18 protein-coding genes are annotated in these 20,529 nt (G+C 43.2%); 16 read left to right on the top strand and 2 right to left on the bottom strand.

The annotated features are described in order from the left end of the window. The first annotated feature begins 10 nt into the window (after positions 1-10). From eutJ to GARC_RS25450, 10 genes are read left to right on the top strand one after another with little or no spacing between them, the layout of a single operon-like run. Positions 11-856, top strand: coding sequence for an ethanolamine utilization protein EutJ (gene eutJ, locus GARC_RS25495; protein ID WP_007625959.1), 846 nt, complete (start codon positions 11-13; stop codon positions 854-856). A gap of 1 nt (position 857) precedes the next feature. Beyond that, the gene (locus GARC_RS25490) at positions 858-2,093 is read left to right on the top strand and encodes an iron-containing alcohol dehydrogenase (protein ID WP_226989341.1); all 1,236 of its coding nucleotides are present in this window, start codon (positions 858-860) and stop codon (positions 2,091-2,093) included. A 24-nt stretch (positions 2,094-2,117) separates the two neighbouring features. After that, positions 2,118-3,422 carry an ethanolamine utilization protein EutH gene (eutH, locus tag GARC_RS25485; protein ID WP_007625957.1) on the top strand — a complete coding sequence of 435 codons (1,305 nt, stop codon included), beginning with the start codon at positions 2,118-2,120 and terminating at the stop codon, positions 3,420-3,422. A gap of 4 nt (positions 3,423-3,426) precedes the next feature. Beyond that, on the top strand, positions 3,427-4,842 hold the full coding sequence (locus GARC_RS25480; protein WP_264370931.1) for an ethanolamine ammonia-lyase reactivating factor EutA: 1,416 nt from the start codon (positions 3,427-3,429) through the stop codon (positions 4,840-4,842). A gap of 9 nt (positions 4,843-4,851) precedes the next feature. Further along, entirely contained in the window at positions 4,852-6,216 is a 1,365-nt protein-coding gene (locus GARC_RS25475) for an ethanolamine ammonia-lyase subunit EutB (RefSeq protein ID WP_007625954.1), read from the top strand. A gap of 11 nt (positions 6,217-6,227) precedes the next feature. Further along, positions 6,228-7,142, top strand: a complete 915-nt coding sequence (gene eutC, locus GARC_RS25470; protein ID WP_007625953.1) for an ethanolamine ammonia-lyase subunit EutC — start codon at positions 6,228-6,230, stop codon at positions 7,140-7,142. A 34-nt stretch (positions 7,143-7,176) separates the two neighbouring features. Continuing rightward, a complete protein-coding gene (eutL, locus tag GARC_RS25465) occupies positions 7,177-7,833 on the top strand; it encodes an ethanolamine utilization microcompartment protein EutL (protein ID WP_007625952.1) in 657 nt (218 codons plus the stop codon). 9 nt (positions 7,834-7,842) lie between these two features. Then, entirely contained in the window at positions 7,843-8,157 is a 315-nt protein-coding gene (locus GARC_RS25460) for a BMC domain-containing protein (protein ID WP_007625951.1), read from the top strand. Next, the gene (locus GARC_RS25455; RefSeq protein ID WP_007625950.1) at positions 8,157-9,503 is read left to right on the top strand and encodes a 4Fe-4S dicluster domain-containing protein; all 1,347 of its coding nucleotides are present in this window, start codon (positions 8,157-8,159) and stop codon (positions 9,501-9,503) included. Before GARC_RS25460 ends, GARC_RS25455 begins: the two co-directional genes overlap by 1 nt. Continuing rightward, entirely contained in the window at positions 9,493-10,047 is a 555-nt protein-coding gene (locus tag GARC_RS25450) for a BMC domain-containing protein (protein WP_007625949.1), read from the top strand. The genes GARC_RS25455 and GARC_RS25450 overlap by 11 nt, the downstream gene beginning before the upstream one ends. Positions 10,048-10,067: 20 nt before the next feature. On the opposite strand, the gene pepE is transcribed toward GARC_RS25450, so the two are convergent. Further along, positions 10,068-10,772 (bottom strand): dipeptidase PepE, encoded by a 705-nt coding sequence (gene pepE / locus GARC_RS25445; protein WP_039990544.1) that lies wholly within the window; start codon positions 10,770-10,772, stop codon positions 10,068-10,070. A gap of 169 nt (positions 10,773-10,941) precedes the next feature. Here pepE and GARC_RS25440 point away from each other — a divergent pair, with 169 nt between their 5' ends. From GARC_RS25440 to GARC_RS25430, 3 genes are all read left to right on the top strand, one after another. Continuing rightward, positions 10,942-12,633: a M28 family peptidase gene (locus tag GARC_RS25440; protein WP_007625947.1), complete on the top strand. Its 1,692-nt coding sequence runs from the start codon at positions 10,942-10,944 to the stop codon at positions 12,631-12,633. A 143-nt stretch (positions 12,634-12,776) separates the two neighbouring features. Then, positions 12,777-13,259 (top strand): low molecular weight protein-tyrosine-phosphatase, encoded by a 483-nt coding sequence (locus GARC_RS25435; protein WP_007625946.1) that lies wholly within the window; start codon positions 12,777-12,779, stop codon positions 13,257-13,259. A 132-nt stretch (positions 13,260-13,391) separates the two neighbouring features. Next, complete coding sequence (locus tag GARC_RS25430; protein ID WP_007625945.1) at positions 13,392-14,735, top strand: class II 3-deoxy-7-phosphoheptulonate synthase; 1,344 nt, start codon at positions 13,392-13,394, stop codon at positions 14,733-14,735. A 67-nt stretch (positions 14,736-14,802) separates the two neighbouring features. On the opposite strand, the gene hmpA is transcribed toward GARC_RS25430, so the two are convergent. Continuing rightward, complete coding sequence (gene hmpA, locus GARC_RS25425; protein WP_007625944.1) at positions 14,803-15,984, bottom strand: NO-inducible flavohemoprotein; 1,182 nt, start codon at positions 15,982-15,984, stop codon at positions 14,803-14,805. Between the two features lie 161 nt (positions 15,985-16,145). Here hmpA and norR point away from each other — a divergent pair, with 161 nt between their 5' ends. The 3 genes from norR (at position 16,146) to feoB (ending at position 20,133) form a co-directional block, all read left to right on the top strand. Continuing rightward, positions 16,146-17,687: a nitric oxide reductase transcriptional regulator NorR gene (gene norR / locus GARC_RS25420; RefSeq protein ID WP_007625943.1), complete on the top strand. Its 1,542-nt coding sequence runs from the start codon at positions 16,146-16,148 to the stop codon at positions 17,685-17,687. A 293-nt stretch (positions 17,688-17,980) separates the two neighbouring features. Further along, complete coding sequence (locus tag GARC_RS25415) at positions 17,981-18,211, top strand: FeoA family protein (RefSeq protein ID WP_007625942.1); 231 nt, start codon at positions 17,981-17,983, stop codon at positions 18,209-18,211. A 107-nt stretch (positions 18,212-18,318) separates the two neighbouring features. Next, positions 18,319-20,133 (top strand): ferrous iron transporter B, encoded by a 1,815-nt coding sequence (feoB, locus tag GARC_RS25410; RefSeq protein WP_007625941.1) that lies wholly within the window; start codon positions 18,319-18,321, stop codon positions 20,131-20,133. Positions 20,134-20,529: the final 396 nt, after the last annotated feature.

The following is a 20,529-nucleotide window of genomic DNA, read 5'->3' as shown; positions in this document are numbered from 1 at the left end:
AGGCAGTGCTATGAAAAACAACATTGCAGAAGTAAACCAATTATTGGCGGCGGCGAAAGCCATGGTTAACGACGATACTGTGCAGCCTTATAGTGGACCTTTTAAGGTCGGCGTCGACCTCGGTACTGCCGATATTCAAACTGTGGTACTTGATCCTCACAATAGACCTCTGGCCTGCTACCTAGATTGGGCTGATGTTGTTCGTGATGGTGTTGTTGTTAATTACCACGGCGCCTGCCGTATTGTCAGAGAACAGCTACGCCGTGCCAGCGAACGCTTAGGAATTAATATCGAGCAAGCCTGCACATCATTTCCACCGGGAACCGATCCACGGATATCAATTAACGTGGTTGAATCGGCTGGCATCAAGGTCAGTAATGTGATCGATGAACCCAGCAGCGTTGCCGCCTTATTGCACCTACAAGATGCTGCGGTAGTAGATATTGGCGGCGGCACAACAGGTACCGCGATCATCGAACAAGGTAAGGTGGTTAAATCAGTTGATGACCCTACGGGCGGACATCATATTACTCTGACTTTAGCTGGTCATCATAGCTTAGAGTATGAAGAAGCCGAACTATTAAAGCGTGAAGATGATTCAGGCGCAGCGTTTACGGTAGTAAGACCGGTCATCGCTAAAATGGCCGATTTAGTGAAAGCACATATTGCCGAGTATTCCCCACCGACAATTTACCTTACCGGTGGCTGTTGCGCCTTGTTCGGTTTTACCACGGCCTTTGCTGCTGAGTTCACAGACATTGAAGTTATCGCGCCGTCACATCCATTATTTTTAACACCCTTAGCGATTGCCGCATTTGCTGATGTTAATGCTGTACCTCAAGCACGAATGGGTTGATATGAATCTCATGCAAACATCCATTAATGAATCCATGATTGCTGATGTAGTCACTCAGACCGTTGACGAATTAACGCCGCGCAATTTATTTCACTTCAGTGCTCCCCGTCAAACTCTAGTCGGTGAGGGGGCGATTCTAAAAATAGGTACTCTGTTACAGGATTTGAACGTAGTCCATGTATTGATAGTTGCTGACAAAGTGGTTTATCAAAAGGGTTTACTGAGTAGCGCTCTGCGCAGTCTGGCGCGGGCCGGCATTGAAACCAACGTATTCTCAGGTATCGAACGCGAGCCAGGAACGGATGTTGTGCAGCAAGGCGTTACGCAACTAAAACAATGCAACGCTGATTTTGTGCTCGGTTTTGGTGGTGGTTCGGCGCTGGATGCTGCCAAGGTAATCGCCATGCTAGGTAGCTGTAATTGCACTATTGAGGAGTTTGTCTCACCTGGTTTTAGTGGGCGCAGAACGATCGGTTTGGGCGCAGTACCTACCACAGCCGGTACAGGTTCGGAAGTGACCGATATCAGCGTCATCCTTGGACCCGACCGAGAGAAAAAGTTCCTTAATAAACATGCTGATCTGATGCCGGATCTGGCAGTTGTCGATCCTGGTTTAATGTTGAATTTGCCACCTTCTGTGACGGCAGCAACCGGAATTGATGCACTAACCCATGCGATAGAAGCATTTACTGCCCGCAATGCCAATCCAATATCGAAAGCGTTAGCGATTGCAGCCATTCAGAAACTGGTTCACGCCTTACCCATAGTGGTAGGTGATGGAGAGGATAGGGAAGCCCGCCTTGACATGGCAACTGCTGCCTACGAAGCGGGTCTGGCATTTGGAAACGCAGGTTTAGGCCTAGTGCATGCTATCTCCCATCAGGTTGGGGCGCGCTATAAAATCGCTCACGGGGTCGCCAATGGTATTTTGTTGCCTTTTGTTATGGTCTTTAACGGTCTGGTGTGTCGCAGTGAATACGCGGCTATTGCACAGGTATTCGGCGTAGCCCGCGATGCAATGACAGAACGGCAGCGATGCGACGCTGGTGTTACGGCTGTGCGGCAGTTGCTGGCCGATATTGGTTTACCCAATAGTCTTGTTGCAGCCGGTGCGCGGCCTGAGCATTTTAACGAACTTGCAGAGGCAGCATTGCAAGATATTTGTATTGTCGATAACCCACGTAATGTTACTAAAGCTGACATTATTGCGATCTTACAACAAGCCAGTGGTACCTGAAATTATATAAGCGGAGATAATGTGATGGAAATGTTAAACGATATTATTTTATACATTATGATGGCCTTTATGGTCATTGGTGCACTGGACCGTATTTTTCAACAATTCGGTGGTTCAGAACCAATACTAGGCAAGATTGGTTTGGGTAAAGTCGGTAAGTCCATCGGCGGCGCTGGTGATCAGTTCGAAGAGGGATTTAACGCCATGGGAGCGTTAGCATTGGCTATGGTAGGCATAATTGCCATCGCGCCGGTGCTAGCCAAGGTGCTGTCACCCATAGTTGTACCAATTTATACCGCATTGGGTGCTGATCCAGCCATGTTCGCCACCACTTTACTGGCCAACGATATGGGCGGTTATTTTCTCGCCAAGGAGATGGCTACCGGTGTTGATGGCGTTATTAATTATGGGGCCTGGATGTACGCAGGCCTGATCCTCGGCGCTATGATGGGGCCAACTATCGTATTTTCAATACCGGTGGCAGTGGGTATTATTGATGTCAAAGACAGGCCTTATCTTGCTGCTGGTGTATTAGCCGGTATCGTCACCATCCCTTTAGGTTGCATTGCAGGTGGCTTCGCTGCAATGGCGTCTACCGTCATGGTTCCAGGCACCGAACAGGCAATTGAATTTAATCTTCCGTTGATTTTTATGAACTTAGTGCCGGTGATCTTGGTGTCGGCTCTTATTGCTATCGGCCTATGGCTAATGCCCGAGCGCATGATTAACGGTTTTTCCATCTTTGCCAAGTTTTTGGTGGCGTTTATCACCATTGGACTGACGTCTGCGGTATTAGAGCGAACCCTCGGGATTTCGATCATTCCGGGAATGGATCCTATTTTTATGAGTGAAGGCGATGTGCCTGGGGTTGATATGCGCGCCGTTGAAGTGATCGGGGCTATAGCGATCATCTTACTTGGTGCCTATCCAATGGTGCTATTACTGACTCGTTGGTTTGAAAAACCTTTACTAAAAATGGGTAATGTACTGAATGTTAACCCGACAGCTGCCACCGGATTAATCGCCACTTTGGCGAATAATATCCCGATGTTCCAAGTGATGAAAGACATGGACAGTCGTGGCAAAATTCTTTGTTCTGCATTCGCTGTCAGTGCGGCATTTACCTTCGGCGACCACCTAGGTTTCACTGCGGCAAACAAACCTGACATGATCATGGCGGTGATTATTGGCAAATTGGTTGGTGGTATTACTGCTGTGTTATTTGCCATGTTATTAGCCGACAGAATGATCGCATCGATAGAAAAGAGCTCTGCGCCTGCCACTACAAATAAGCCATCGAAAAACTCTGAGAGCGTCAATGAATCGTAAAACCGTGCACAGCGTTGGAATCGATATTGGTACCACAACAACACAGGTGATCTTTTCGCGTTTGACCTTAGTTAATCGAGCGCCAGTCACCCAAGTGCCCCGTTACGAATTTGTTGAACGGGAAATATATTTTCAGAGTCCCGTGCGCCGCACACCTTTTGATGGCAATGGTTTAGTTGATGTGCAAAAGATACAGGAATTTATTAATGAGCAGTTCCTAGCAGCTAATTTGACCCTGGATGATATAGAGACGGGTGCCATTATTATCACTGGGGAAACATCAAAGGCAAAAAATGCGCAGCAAGCGGTAATGGGACTGGCCGAGGAGATGGGGGATTTTGTGGTGGCTACGGCAGGCCCCAATCTGGAGTCGGTGATCGCAGGACGCGGCAGTGGTGCGGGTGAATATTCGAAAATCAATCACGCCCGGGTGTTAAATATCGATATCGGTGGTGGCACTAGTAACTATGTCGTTTTTGAAAGTGGTAAAGCGGTGGATACCGCCTGCTTAAACGTTGGAGGACATTTGCTTGAAACAGATGACACCGGCGTTGTAAAAAAAATTCATGAACCAGCGCGTAAAGTTGTTGAGGAGTTATTTGGCACGCAGGTAAATGCCGCACAACTAAATAGCGAGCAACTCAATAAAATCGTCAAGCGTATGGCCGAATTAATTGTTGAATGTGTCAGTGGGACACCGTCCGAGCTCTGCAGCAGTTTGTTAATGACACCGTCCTTAAAGGCAGGTCAACACTTCGATGCTGTTTTCCTCAGTGGCGGTGTCGGAGATTGTTACTACCAATTACAGGAAGGGGAATTGACTTCCTTTCAATGGCAGGACATTGGCGTTTTGCTGGCGCGTTGCTTGTTAAATAATAGCCAACTTTTACAGCAAGCTATTAAAAAACCCACACATACACTACAAGCCACAGTGATCGGTGCAGGTGCCTACTCATTATCATTATCCGGCAGTTCTATCTGGCTAAATACCGACGACTTGCCGGTACAAAACTTACCTATAGTACAACCCAATATTGAGTGGCAGAACCAAGAACTGGATGTTTGTCAACAAGCAGTAAAAGCTGGAAAACGCATGGACTTACATTTACGCGAAGACCGCTATGCCATTGCATTCGGTGCCAGTATGCCAGTGCTGTATAAGACCGTAAGTGAGACCGCGCAGCAACTGGCACGTTTTTATCGCGAATATGGTAATACCCACGCTCCCGCGATCATTGTAACGGAAAACGATTTAGGCAAGGTGCTAGGTATGGAGCTACAGCCTTTAATTGATCCACAACAATTGCTAGTGATTGATGAGGTGCGTGTTCAGGAAGGTGATTATATCGATATTGGCCAAAGCTTCTTTGGCGGTGAGATAGTGCCGCTAACCATTAAGTCGCTGGCATTCCCTAATTAGGAGATTTTTATGCAACTAAAAACAACATTATTTGGCAAGGTTTATCAATTCCGAGATGTAAAAGATGTGCTCGCTAAAGCCAACGAACTGCGCTCCGGTGATGTATTGGCTGGCGTAGCGGCGGAAACAGCGCAAGAACGAGTTGCGGCTAAGCAGGTACTTAGTGAAATGAGCCTAGAAACCCTCCGCGAAAATCCTGTTGTACCTTATGAGGACGATGCGATTACACGGGTGATACAAGACGCCGTAAATATAGTCGTTTTCAACGAGATAAAACAGTGGAGTGTGAGCGAATTACGGGAATATATTCTTTCTGATTTACCTTCTAAGGAAGATTACGAACGTTTACGCCGTGGTCTAACTTCGGAAATGGTGGCGGCTGTTTGTAAGATATGTTCGAACGCAGACTTGATGGTTGGCGCCAAAAAACTTTATGTTATTTCGAAGGCCAATTGCACCGTGGGCATACCCGGTCGTTTTTCATCACGCTTGCAGCCCAACGATACCCGCGACGATATAGACAGCATAATAGTGCAGATGTATGAAGGCTTGTCCTACGGCTGCGGTGATGCTGTGATTGGTATCAACCCTGTGACTGAGTCGGTAGAAAATACCCGGCGTATACTCGACGCAGTGAAGGAAGTGACTGACAAATGGAATATCCCTACCCAAGGATGCGTATTGTCTCATGTCACTAATCAAATGGAAGCACTAGAAAAAGGGGCCGCTGGCGGATTAATTTTCCAAAGTCTATCAGGCACTGAAAAAGGCCTGAATGAATTTGGCGTGACGGTGGAATTGCTCGATGAAGCATACGAAATGGGCAAACATTACTGCAAACTTGCCGGGTCCAACATGATGTATTTCGAAACGGGACAGGGAACAGCGCTATCAGCAAATGCACATTTTGGTGCTGATCAGGTGACTATCGAAGCACGCAATTACGGTCTTGCAAAGCGCTACAACCCCCACCTACTTAACACCGTAGTCGGTTTTATTGGACCTGAATACCTTTTCAACCATCAGCAAATAACACGAGCGGCACTGGAGGACCATTTCATGGGCAAACTAACAGGGATCCCAATGGGTTGCGATGCTTGTTATACCAACCACGCCGACACTGATCAAAACTCCAATGAAAACCTGACGGTGCTTTTAGCTGCTGCGGGTTGTAACTACGTGATGTCATTGCCATTAGGTGACGACATCATGCTTAATTATCAGACGACTGGCTTTCATGACGTCGCTACCGCGCGACGCTTATTGGGTTATAGACCAGCACCGGAATTCGAGGCATGGATGGAGACTATGGGCCTAATGGAAAACGGCAATCTGACTGCCCGTGCTGGCGATCCTTCAATATTTTTTGACTAAGGGTGATGACAATGGATGAACAAAGTATTCAAAGCATCGTGAATTCTGTACTCCGAGAATTAGGTGAAACTAACGTTGGGAAAGGGCAGATAACGGCAATAAAATCGGACCCCAAAAAGAGGTCCAACAATAATGTTACAGCTACTGCAACAGAAAGTAATAACCAGGGATTGGAAGACCTAAGTTTAGACAAGTTTATTAAGTGGAACGGTATTCGTAATGCAAAGAATGCCAGCATTAACGACGATATGATTAAACAAACTGCTGCGCGAGTTTGTCAGGGCAGGGCAGGGCCGCGACCGCGGACGATTTCGCTGTTACGTTTCGTCGCCGACCATTCACGCTCCAAAGATACAGTCGTCAAAGAAGTCACCAGCGAGTGGCTGGCCGAGCATGATATATGGGAGGTGCATTCCCGCGCCGCAGACAAAAGCGAGTACTTGACTCGACCTGATTTAGGAAGATTACTTTCAGATGAGGGTAAGAAATTAGTGCAAGAACGCTGCAAAAAATCGCCGCAAGTTCAGGTAGTGATTTCTGACGGTCTGAGCACTGATGCGGTGACTAATAATTATGACGAAATATTACCGCCATTATTGAAAGGACTTGAAAGTGCTGGTTTTAATGTTGGTACACCATTCTTTTTACGTTATGGCCGGGTCAAAGCTCAGGATGAAATAGGTGAACTGCTGCAGGCAGAAGCGAATTTACTGTTGATCGGCGAACGCCCGGGTCTAGGTCAGTCTGAAAGCCTTAGTTGTTATTGTGTGTACAAGCCAACCAAAGACACAGTGGAGTCAGATCGGATGGTGATCTCCAATATCCATAACGGCGGCACACCACCAATAGAGGCAGCTGCTGTTATTGTTGATCTGACCAAAAAAATGCTCGAACAAAAAGCGAGTGGACTCAAGCTGAAACGTTAATTAGTAAAACGGCAATACAGAGAGGTTTAACAACATGAGTGTATTAGACGATATTAGAGCATCAGTGCTTGCTACCCGAGTCATAGCCTCGGTTAGCGAGTCGATGGTAAAACAATTTAAATTAAAAGATTCGCAGCGCTGCATTGGCATACTCACCGCTGATTGTGATGACGTGACCTATGTTGCTCTCGATGAGGCGACAAAGGCGGCGAATGTAGATGTGGTTTATGGGCGTTCGTTTTATGCGGGGGCAGCCCATTCGTCTGGCCCATTATCTGGTGAAGTTATTGGTATTTTGGCTGGCCCCGGGCCAGCCGATGTGCGTGCCGGTTTGCAACGAGCTCGTGAGGTTATCGAGCATGAAGCTTGCTTTAAAACAGCCAATGAAGAAGGAAATCTGGCATTTTTTGCACATCTTGTATCCGCTACTGGCAGTTATCTTTCTAAAGAAGGAGGGATCCCCCGTGGTCAGGCACTCGCTTATCTGATAGCGCCGCCGCTGGAAGCTATGTTTGCTATGGATGCAGCGCTAAAAGCAGCGGATGTAGAAGTGGCCGCATTTTTTGCTCCACCGTCTGAAACCAACTATGGTGGTGGTTACCTTACCGGTTCGCAAGCTGCTTGTGGTGCAGCATGTGATGCCTTTCAGCAAGCGGTACTAGACGTCGCCAACATGCCAATCGATATTTGAGCGGCGCAGGTGGAGGCTTCGTTAGGTATTATTGAAACCAAAGGACTTATCGCGTCAATAGAAGCGGCTGATGCCATGCTTAAATCGGCATATGTAAAGTTGCTACAACGCAGTCAGCCTGGTGCAGGTTTAACCTTGATACTGTGTATTGGTGAGTTAGGAGATTGTCAGGTAGCAGTGGCAGCAGGTGCTGCAGCGGCCAAGAGGGTAGGCATTTTATATTGCGAACATATTATCGCCAGACCTAGTGAGGATCTTGATGAGTGGCTTGCGCAAACTGGTTATACATCATCCTTTAATAAAAGCATCAGCGGATTAATTTAATGAGCTCTTTAGTAGACAAAGTGCGACAAGCAGGTGTTGTAGGCGCTGGCGGTGCCGGTTTCCCCTGTTATGTGAAGATTGCTAGTAAGGCAGATATTTTGATCGCTAACGGCGCTGAATGTGAGCCACTGCTGAATAAAGATCAGATGGTTATGCAGCACTTTACTGAACAAATGCTGCAAGGCATGCAACTACTGATGCAGCAGGTCGGTGCTAGTAGAGGTGTACTTGCTTTCAAACAAAAACATCAGACATCTATCGCCCATGTGCAGCCCCTACTGCCGGACAATATTGAATTGAAGATAATGCCCAACGTTTATCCCGCCGGTGATGAATATGAGTTGGTTTATGAAGTGACTGGACAACGTATTCCGGCTGGAGGATTACCCAAGGATGTGGGCGTGTTGGTGCATAATGTGGAGACGATTTTCAACATCTATCAGGCTGCACAAGATAAGCCCATGACCCACACCATGCTCACAGTGCACGGCGAAGTGCAGCGACCATTTACCGCGTGGTTACCTATTGGCATGTCGTATGCTGATGTGCTGAAATTAGCCGGCGATATTAGTTGTGAAACACCGGTCATAGTCGAGGGTGGAGTCATGATGGGGACCATTGAGGATGATTTTTCTACCTCAATATCGGCAACGACCAGCGGGTTACTGGTATTACCCCATGATGCCCATGTTGTCACCAAAAAATCAGAATCGGAAAGTACCTCTAAACGGATAGGTAAAGCGGCTTGCGATCAATGTACGCTGTGCACAGAAATGTGTCCGCGGTATCTATTGGGTTACCCAATTCAGCCTCATTTGGTGATGCGTTCATTGCTAACCACAGGAGTAACGAGCGAAACCCTATCACTGCATGCTCAAGCGTGCAGTGAATGTAATATTTGTACCTTGTGGGCTTGTCCCGAACAACTCAATCCTCGTGACGTTTGTGTTGCCACTAAACGTGATTTAAAAGAAAAAAGCTTATGGCAGACCACACAACAGTTACAAGCTCAAACCCGTCCAGTTCATAACATGCGTGAATACCGGGGTGTACCAACATCGCGCTTAATTCGGCGTCTTGGTCTGGCGAAATATGACAAAAGACAAGCTTTATGGTTAGACGAGTATCAATCGCCTTCACGAGTGGCAATTTCATTGCAAACCCATATGGGAGCGAGGGCTGAGCCGATTGTAAAAGAAGGTGATGAAGTTACCGCAGGCGACGTGATTGCAATACCACCAATAGATGCCATGGGGGTTCCTGTTCACGCCAGTATTACTGGTAGGGTGACTTTTGTTGGTGAACACATAGATATTTTATTAAAGGAAAACAACAATGGACAATAAAAGTGCTATTGGCATGATTGAGATGAATTCTATCGCCAAAGGATACGCAGTCGGGGATGCAATGCTTAAGGCAGCCAATGTTGACATCCTATTTAACCGTACTATTTGCCCTGGCAAATTCATGGTGATGGTGGCAGGAGATGTGGCTGCTGTAGAAGCGTCGATGTCCGCGGGATTAGATCTCGGCAATGAAACCATAGTCGATGAATTAATAATTCCCAACGTGCATTCTTCAGTTTTCTCTGCTATTAGCGGCACTAGAGTTATTGAACAGACGGATGCTCTGGGGATCATAGAAACATTTTCTGTAGCCTCTATTATTGAAGCCGCAGATGCAGCGGTAAAAGCCGCCAATGTTGAGTTAATTGATGTCCATTTAGCCATGGCCATTGGTGGCAAGGGTTACCTAACTTTGACCGGTGATGTTGCGTCGGTTACTGCGGCAATTGAAGCAGGTGCTGCATATATCAAAGATAAAGGAGTATTGGTTGAAAAGGTGATTATTCCGCAACCCCGCCAAGAAATACTGCGCGACAAGGTATAGCGAAACACACCATGAGACTTCTACAAATACTCTCTCAAATCCTGATTTGGCTGGATCACGCGCTGTGAACCACCTTCAAACACCACCCCATCCAATTCCCCCTTCAAAATCAGCGAATCTCCTTGCAACAACAAAGCACCGCCTTCACGAATACCAATAACAGGCATCTTAGGGTTTAAAATACAAAATTCTTGAATGCGTTGCGCGCGAGTTTCACCATTGTGACCAGGTGGTTGGTAGTCAGTGTAGTGAGGGTTAAGTTGAAATGGCACGAAATTGAGCGCCTCAAAACTGGGTGGTTGCACTATAGGCATGTCGTTAGTGGTACGGATGCTATTGCCACATATATTGGAGCCAGCGCTCCAACCAACATAAGGTGTGCCTTGGTTGACTTGCCTTTTAAATGTATCGAGCAAGTCTTGTTGGTAAAGTTCGTTAAGTAAGTTAAAAGTGTTACCACCGCCAACTAAAATGGCTTGGGCGTTTTCTAATGCTTGATGAGCATCGGGGAATTGATGAATGCTTTTTACTTGATAGTCGGGTAGGGCGTTTTGCACTTTTTGTGTGTAATCATCCCAACTCACAGAAACGCCAGCAAACGGAATAAACAGCAGCTCTGTTATATTAGGTAAATGTTGATTAATCATGGGTAGAGCATGTTGCAGATAATCTTCGCTGCCCATCTTAGAACTGCTCAACATTAAGACATGTCTTGGTATGTTCATTTTTAAATTAATCCTTTTACCATTAGACGAGCAATTATAGACAGATAGAATACTTTGCCTAGGGAAAACTTAGACAAATATATAGTTACAATCTAAATTGTCGATCCCTCATTAAGATTAGTTACTATTGCACTTGGAATAACAATAATAACTATATTTGGGACGAAAAATGAAAAAAATTGGTTTAACGATACTTTGCTTATCTAGCAGCGTTGCATGGGCGGATAGTGATTTAGATATGGAAAATAAAATAAGAGCTGAAGGGTTTTATAATTCTGAAGTGATGCACACTTTAGAGCAATTAACTGACGGTATTGGGCCACGTTTGTCTGGCTCCCCACAAATGAAAAAAGCCAATGAATGGACATTAAATAAACTTAAAAGTTGGGGTTTAAAGAATGCTTATCTTGACCCATTTGAGTTTGGTCGTGGTTGGTCCCATGACTCTGCATCAATCAATTTAATCAGCCCAAGAGAAGTAACTTTGCATGGTATTCCTGTTGCTTGGACACCAGGAACCAAAGGTGAAATATCTGGCGACGTGGTGATTTTTGAAGCCTCATCTGTTGCAGACTTAGCTCAATATAAAGGTAAGTTACAGGGTAAAATTATCATGATGGGTGATGGTAAAAATATTGAAGCCCCTGAAAACTCAGTTTTTAATCGGTACGACGCAACTGAACTCACTAAACTTAAAGAGTTCGATGTTAATAAAGGTCCAAGTCACTCCCCTTGGGTTAACGCCGAACGCCGTGATAGCGCTTTACAACGATTCTATTTTGGTAAAGAGTTAAACGAATTTTTAGCGAAAGAAAAAGTTGTTGGCGTGTTATATCGGAGTTGGCGCCAAGGTGGTTTAATCAATATTTTTGGTCGTGACCATCGTGTTGGTAATACCTTTCCAGTACCTGCTTTAGTGATCGAAGCAGAACACTACAATTCGCTCTCGCGCATCATTGATTCTGGTAAAACACCTAAAGTTACTTTAGATATTGATGCACGTTTTCATGATGAAGATCGCAATGCATACAATACCATTGCTGAAATTCCTGGTAGTGAAAGTGATCCAGAAATTGTGATGGTGGGTGGTCATTTAGATTCGTGGCATGCCAGTGATGGTGCAGTGGATAACGGTGCTGGTGTTGCAGTCGCAATGGAAGCTGTACGTATTTTAGCTACCTTAGATTTTGAACCCAAACGAAGCATTAGAATTGCACTTTGGTCTGGGGAAGAACAGGGACTTTTTGGTTCATCTACTTATGTTGATGAACATTTTGCGACACGTCCTTCGCCGACTAATAAAGATGAAAAGGCCCTGCCTAATTATTTGTGGAAGAGTCAAGGTTGGCCGATAGAAACTAAACCCGCATACGACAAATTTTCGGTTTATTTTAATATGGATAACGGCAGCGGACGTTTTAGAGGCATTTATACGGAAGGAAATGTTGCAGCCAAACCCATTTTCAGCAAGTGGTTTGGCCCATTTTCGGATCTAAGCGCTGGTACTATTACTAATGCGAGTACTGGTGGCACAGATCACGAATCTTTTGATGATGTGGGTTTACCTGGCTTTCAATTTATTCAAGATGAATTAGATTATGGCTCTCGTTTACATCATACTCATATTGATTCAATTGATCATGTAAGTGAAGCTGATTTGAAACAAGCATCTGTGATATTAGCTGGCTTTTTATATAAAGCTTCAATGGCTGATGAACGTATGCCGCGTAAACCTATACCTCGAGACATATCTGATCTTCAGAAGCAAAAAATGCAACTGAATATTGAAAAATCACGGGTTCAGCGTGAAAAAGATGCCAACAAGGCCAAAGCGATCAATGCATTAATGGACAAATCTTAATTAATCTATTTGTCTTAAGGCTATTAAGGGCCCTCATGAGTGAGGGCGTTTAAATTTATATTCTGTTTTGGTTTGCCCCAAATCGGCTAGTGATGTCATTGCTGTTAATGTTTTAGGTTTAAAACAACTAAGGATTTATTTAAGTGTCTGGAAATAAAGAAAAGGTCTCAGTGTTGTTAGTTTGTTTGGGCAATATTTGTCGTTCGCCCAGTGCTGAAGCAGTGTTTAAGAAAAAAGCAGCGGATAATGGCTTAAATATCGAAATTGATTCTGCAGGAACGGCTGGTTATCACAAAGGAGCTGCACCTGACAAACGTTCACAAGATATTGGTGAAGCTAGAGGCTATAGTTTTAAAGGCTTAAAATGCCGAAAAGTTGTAGAGCAAGATTTTGAAATATTTGATTATATTTTGGGTATGGATAACGAAAACCTTGCCAATTTGTTACAAGCTTGTCCCGAGAAATATAAGCACAAAGTGTCGTTATTTTTGAGTTTTAGTCAATCTGAAGAGCAAGAAGTACCCGACCCATATTACGGCGGGAAACGTGGATTTGAATATGTTTTAGATTTAATTGAACTTGGCGCTGATGGACTAATTGATCATCTTAAATCCACTAGAACATAAGTTATCTATATATAATTCAAGAATAAATACATTTGTGATTGAAATTATCGGTCATTCCCTCTAAATTCTCGACCCAGTTTGTCGGTTTATTTTTTAATCGTCTACCTAATCCCTATTTTACAAGGAAAAATCGTGAGTCATTGGCAACCAGAAAGTTGGCGTTCAAAGCCCATTTTGCAACAACCTACCTATGAAGATAAACAACACCTTAAACAAGTAGAAGATACCCTTGGCGGATACCCTCCTTTGGTTTTTGCTGCTGAAACCCGTGCTCTATATAAACAATTAGGTGATGTAGCAGAAGGTAATGGCTTTTTGTTGCAGGGCGGCGATTGCGCTGAGTCTTTTGATGAGTTTAACGCGCCAAAAATCCGCGATACTTTCAAAGTTATTTTGCAAATGGCCATAGTGCTGACTTACGCAGGTCGTTGTCCTGTGACTAAAGTTGCGCGTATGGCAGGGCAGTATGCTAAACCTCGTTCTGGGGATTTTGAAACCATAGATGGTGTTTCACTACCTAGCTACCGTGGCGATATTATTAACAGCTTTGAATTTACAGAAGCATCACGTAAGCCTGATCCTCAGAGGATGATTGAAGCTTACCATAGAGGCGCTTCGACCCTTAATTTACTACGTGCTTTTGCGCAAGGCGGTTTAGCTGATTTACATGAAGTAAATCGCTGGAATATGGCGTTTGTTGAAAATAACCCTTTAAAAGATCGTTATCATGACCTTGCTTCGCGTATTCAAGAATCATTAGAGTTTATGAAAGTGATGGGGATTAATTCCACCAATACTCCTACTTTACATGAAACTAGCTTGTATACCTCTCATGAAGCTTTGTTACTAAACTACGAGCAAGCTTTGACCCGTGTCGATACCTTAACTGGCAATTGGTACAACTGTTCAGCACATATGTTGTGGATAGGTGAGCGTACCCGTCAACTTGATCATGCACATTTGGAATTTTTCCGCGGCATTCACAACCCTATTGGTGTGAAAGTAGGGCCGAGCATGCAAGAAGATGAATTAATTCAACTGATTGATGCTCTTAATCCAAATAATGAAGCAGGTCGACTTACTTTGATCACCCGCATGGGGGCAGACAATCTAGAGCAAAACTTACCTAAGCTTTTACGTCGCGTTAAACAAGAAGGCCGTAAAGTTGTATGGAGCTCTGATCCTATGCACGGCAATACCTTCAAAGCTTCAAGCGGTTATAAAACTCGTAATTTCGACGCTATTTTACGTGAAATTCAACAGTTTTTTGCTGCACACAAAGCCGAGGGTACTCATGCTGGTGGTATTCACTTAGAGATGACCGGTCAACATGTGACAGAGTGTACCGGTGGAGCTTATCAAATAAGTGATGATGATTTGGCCCAAGCTTATCATACCCAATGTGACCCTAGATTAAACGCTGATCAAGTCTTAGAAATGGCATTTTTGGTAGCTGACCACCTTAAAAATGGCTAGCATTTAAGCCATACAAAAAAGGAGCATTTAATGCTCCTTTTTTGTTGTTTAAATACAATAGTTTTATCTATGCAACTAAGTCTTCTGATGGACCAAAAAACTCATAGTGCACTTGAGTGCTGGGTACACCAAGATCTTTGGCTATTTTAAAGGCGGCTACCATAAAGGGTTTAGGTCCGAGAAAATAAAATTCCACATCGCTATTATTGTCTGGTAAAAGTTTTGCAACGAGTTCCTGAGTGATAAAACCTGTTGCATGTGGCTGGCAGTGTTCTTCAGGTTCACTGTATACATAAAATTGTGAAACATTGGCATTTTTAGCCGCCAACTGATCCACATGCTGTTTAAATGCATGTGCCTCACTATTTATTGCTGCATGAATAAATTTGATTTCCCGTGTAGATGAAAGTGACGAATTCAGCATGCTAATGGCCGGGGTAATGCCAACGCCACCCGTTAGCAAAATTAACGGTTTAGTATTTTCACGCAGTACAAAATGACCGCAAGGAGGCAACAAGTTAACACAATCACCAATTTTGAGTTCATCATGTAAGTGGTTCGATATCACTCCTTGAGCCTCACGTTTAACACTGATGCGCAGATAACCGGTTCCGGGCGCATCAGACAAACTGTAGTTACGACGTACGAATTCTCCATTAATTAAAACTATGAGTGTAATATATTGTCCGGCCTCAAAATTAGGTACAAAGCCGCCATCAGTTGGCTGAAAATAGAATGACGTGATGACAGTGCTTTCGTCGTACCTTTTTACTAGCTTGAAAGTCCGCTCGCCACGCCAGCCACCAATCTGTTGTTCATTTTGAGAGTAGACTTGCTCTTCAGCGTTAATTAATATCTCAGCTAATTGGCCATAAGCTTTGCCCCAAGCATTAAGAACTTCATCGCTAGCTGCATCTTTTAAAACAGTCGCAATTGCCTTTAATAAGCAAGATCCAACGGCATCATACTGAGCAGGTAAGATACCTAATGAGCAATGTTTTTGCACAATCTTACTGACGGCGTCACTCAAATTACCTAACTTATCGATATTTGCACCATAGGCAATCACAGCATTTGCTAATGCTTTGGGTTGTGTGCCTTTACCTTGATTGGTTTGATTGAAATAAGGTATGACTTCTGGATGAAGAGAAAATAGCAGAGGATAAAATTGTTTGGTAATTTCTTCAGCATGTATTTTTAGAGCCGGTACTGTAGCTTTAATTATTTCAATGGTGGCGCTGTCTAACATGGTAAATCCTTATTAGGTTAATAATATCATTTTCTAGATGTAGTACATGAACCATGCCAAAATTTAAGTTACTGATTAAATTAGTTTTAATGTTTATGTGGGTCATAATGACTACATTAAAAAGATGTCATTATGACCCGTTATAGGTTATTTTAACCTGTATGGATATATCTCCCTTTATCGACATTATCGAAGATCTCAATCGAGAACTTTCAGCTCAGCAACGTTATCAACGTTTGGTGGCGGCAATTCAACGTGCCATTCCTTGTGATGCAATTGTATTGCTCAAGCTACAGGAAAATATTTTGTTTCCTGTAGCCGTATTAGGATTGAAAAATGAGGCTATGGCAAGGCACTTTAATGTTGAACATCACCCTCGCTTTGGACGTATTTTACAAACATCTGGACTGGTTCGATTTGATTCAGACTCTGATTTACCTGATCCCTATGATGGTTTAGTCGATAACGACAGTGGACATTTGCATGTTCACGATTGTATGGGCAGTGTGATTTATATTGATGATAAACCTTGGGGGGTATTAACATTAGACTCGATGTTCGCTGGTAGTTTTGATGCGTTAAACCCTATGGAAACACGCGCCTATTTTGCTGCTGTGGCCGCTGTGATTAAAACCAGCGACCATATTGAAGCGTTAGAAACAAGAGCTGAACATAACTACCGGGTCGCCCAACATTTGATGTCGAACGACACATTGACTCAAATCATTGGTCAAAGTGCAGCGATTAAAATTATGTTTAATGAAATTAATACTGTTGCACCTAGTGATTTATCTGTTCTCATAACTGGAGACACAGGGGTAGGTAAAGAGTTAGTAGCTAAAAGCATTCATCAGAAATCAAGTCGAGCTAAACAGCCCATAGTACAAATTAATTGTGCAGCGTTGCCTGAGAATATAATTGAAAGTGAATTGTTTGGTCATGTTAAAGGAGCGTTTACTGGTGCTACTAGCGATCGTACTGGGCGTTTTGAATTGGCGGATAAGGGCACATTATTTCTCGATGAAGTAGGGGAGTTGTCTTTGCCTGTTCAAGCCAAGTTATTACGGGCATTACAAAGCGGTGAAATACAACGTGTTGGCAGTGATCAAATCATTTCAGTGGATGTTAGGGTGATTGCTGCAACCAATAGGCAACTGCAAGAAGAAGTAAAAGAAGGTCGATTTAGAGCTGATTTATACCATCGATTGAGTGTTTATCCTTTGCCTGTTCCTCCGCTACGAGAACGGGGTAAAGATTACATTTTATTAGCCGGACATTTTTTAGAAAAATGTCAGCATCAACTTGGGGTAATGAAACTGCGCTTGAGTGGTTCTGCGACTGCTCAACTAGGACTTTATGATTGGCCTGGTAATGTACGTGAACTAGAACATTTACTAAGCCGAGCGGCACTTAAAGCAATAAAACAGCAAGGACGAGCCAAACGAATTATTAGTATTAATACTGAGCATTTAGACTTAGCCTTAGTCAACGAAGTGGCAATAATAGACAATTTTGAAACTGAACACTCAATAACACAAATTACCCAAGAAACTGGGTTTCGAGAAGCAGTGGACAAATTCCAATTCGTATTGATAAAACAGGCGCTAGAAAATAAGCAAGGTAATATTGCGGCTACAGCTAGAGAACTTAAGTTAGATAGAAGTAACTTGATACGTACAATGAAACGCTTAAATATAAGCTGAATCTTGAAATTTACAGTTCAATTGATTTTAATTCTTTCTGATCTTGAAATGCCGCTATCTGTAGAAAAATAACCTGTAATCTCCAGGCAGTATGTGACTGAATGCGCAAACTGTATTTAGCGAATTAATGATGAGCAAATATTAGAAATGATATTTTTAATGGGCGAGCATTTGCGTCTTGGATAAAACGACTATAAAGTTGCAGCATTCAATATATTTGGTTGCATAGAGACCATTTAAAATGGTATAAATGATAATCGTTTGTATTTACAATGTTTTGGTTTGATACTTGTATGACCCTTTGGGAAATTAGAAATAAACAATCTGCATTAATCGACAGTCTCGATCCTAGTCTTGTGCCTGCAATATTTGAACGTCTAAATGAAATGGGTTTTGCCGCTGGTCAGTACATTCAATGTTTACGCCGTAGTCCTATGAAAGGTCCCCTAGTATTACAGGTTGGTGATTGTGTCTATTCTTTAGAACAAAGTATTGCTAGTCGTATCAATATTAGTGTGCCTTAAATCTAATGTTCGTAGTTCAGCCGCTTTTTAGCAAATGTTAAATTTTGCTATTTGTTGCTTCCATAGAGAATCAACGTCCAACTATTCTTATTTCTGAAAAGAGTCCAATGAAAAATATCATCTTGGTTGGTAAACCCAATTCCGGTAAAAGTCTGCTTTTTAACCAGCTCACGGGGATGCGCCAAAAAGTAGCAAACTTTCCAGGCGTTACTGTCGAATTAAAAAGTGGCAAGTTTGACGAATATAAGTTGATTGACTACCCAGGTACCTATTCCTTAAAAAGTTTGTCAAAAGATGAAGAGCTTGCCATCGAGAAGTTGCATGAGGCGATGCACAGTGATGATACGTCGCTAATTGTGTGTAATTTAGATGCTACTCGTTTAGAACGCAGCTTGGTGTTTGGCCTTCAAGTCAGAGATTTGGCCTTTAAACATAACAAAGGGGTGATCTTTGCGCTGAATATGATTGATGAAGTGCAACGTTTCAGCCATCACATTGATACCGATAAGTTAGCTAAAGATCTAGGTTGTGCGGTTTATGCTCTATCAGCTAAAACATTAATTGGTTTACATGAATTTAAATTGGGCTTAATTGATGCGGCTAAACATCCGCAGGATTTTATACCTAATAAAACTAACGATACCCAGACTACAGTGTTAGAAATAAGCCGAGAATTGTCGGCTCGTTATGGCATCAAGGCTGATGTAGTGTTGAAGCAGCAAAACTCAATAGATAACTTCTTGTTAAACAGCGTGTTTGGCGGTTTGATATTTTTAACTATCATGTTTTTGTTATTTCAAAGTATTTTTACTTGGGCAAGTCCCTTAATGGACGCGGTTGAAACCGCCATGACTGAGTTGGCTATGCTTAGCAGTCAGGTGCTTCCGGCTGGTGTGGTAAATGACTTTGTTAGTGATGCTATGTTTGGAGGCGTTGGTTCGTTTTTGGTCTTTGTTCCACAAATCATGGTGCTGACTTTGATCATTGGTTTGCTTGAAGATAGTGGTTATTTGGCCAGAGCCGCATTAATTTGTCATAAACCGTTAAGTTATTTTGGTTTATCCGGTAGAAGTTTTATCCCCTATTTGTCAGGACATGCCTGCGCCATTCCCGCGATCATGGCTGCGCGTACTATAGAGTCGCCTCGTAAACGCCTTATTACTATGATGACTATCCCGTTGATGTCATGTTCCGCTCGTTTACCGGTTTATGCTTTGTTAATTGCTGTACTGATACCTGACACTCAGTATTTAGGCGGGCTGATAAACCTGCAGGGTATTACCTTCTTCATTTTGTATTTTATAGGTATCGCTACCGCATTATTAGTCAGTACCTTACTGACTAAGATGACTGACATAGATAAAGACAAAGCAGAAATGCCATTTATATTAGAGTTACCTACTTATCGATTGCCTCACTGGAAACCTCTTATCCATAGAGTTTTAACCAGTGCCAAACAGTTTATCCGCCGTGCTGCGCCAGTTATTTTTATGGTGTCGGTAGTGATTTGGGTTTTAGGCTACTTTCCAGAAAATGGTAATCTACAGTCATCTTATTTGGCTTCGATAGGGCAGTGGATTGAGCCTATATTTGAACCTCTAGGATTAGATTGGCGTTATGGTGTAGCAATATTAGTCTCATTTCTAGCCCGAGAAGTGTTTGTTGGGGCGCTGGGTACCTTATTTGGTATTGAAGGTGCAGATGAAAATATAGCAGGACTGGCTGCCAATATTCAGCAGGACGGACTTGCCTTAGGGGCAGGGATTGGTCTGATGTTATTTTATGTGGTGGCACTACAATGTGTTGCTACTGTCGCCACTATTAAAGGTGAAACAGGGAGTGCTAAAATAGCCTGGGGGTTATTTGTTGGTTACGGTTTACTGGCATATTTCCTCGCATGGATTGCCGCTAGTTTAATCTAACCTTACCCTATACCAACTCATCTTAACCTCTGTGGTGAATTAGCTTTTAAAAGCAAAAGATATTGAACCACGGAGGACACAGAGAGCACAGAGGAAAAGAAAGAAAGTTAAACCAATCAACCGAATGATTCAATATTCGACTCATCGACATACTCAATTTTATCTTAACAATCAAAACGCTTTTCTCTGTGCAGCGAAGCGCTCTGCGTTCTTTGTGGTGAAGTTAGCTTTAAAAGCAAAAGATATTGAACCACGGAGGGCACAGAGTGCTCAGAGGAAAAGAAATAAGGGAAGTTAAGACCAATTAAATGAATGATGCAATATTCGACTCATCGACATACTCAATTTTATCTTAACAATCTAGTAGCTTTTCTCTGTGCAGCGAAGCGCTCTGTG

Source organism: Paraglaciecola arctica BSs20135 (assembly GCF_000314995.1).
In the GTDB taxonomy this organism is placed as follows: domain Bacteria; phylum Pseudomonadota; class Gammaproteobacteria; order Enterobacterales; family Alteromonadaceae; genus Paraglaciecola; species Paraglaciecola arctica.
This window is presented reverse-complemented; position numbering and strand designations above follow the sequence as displayed.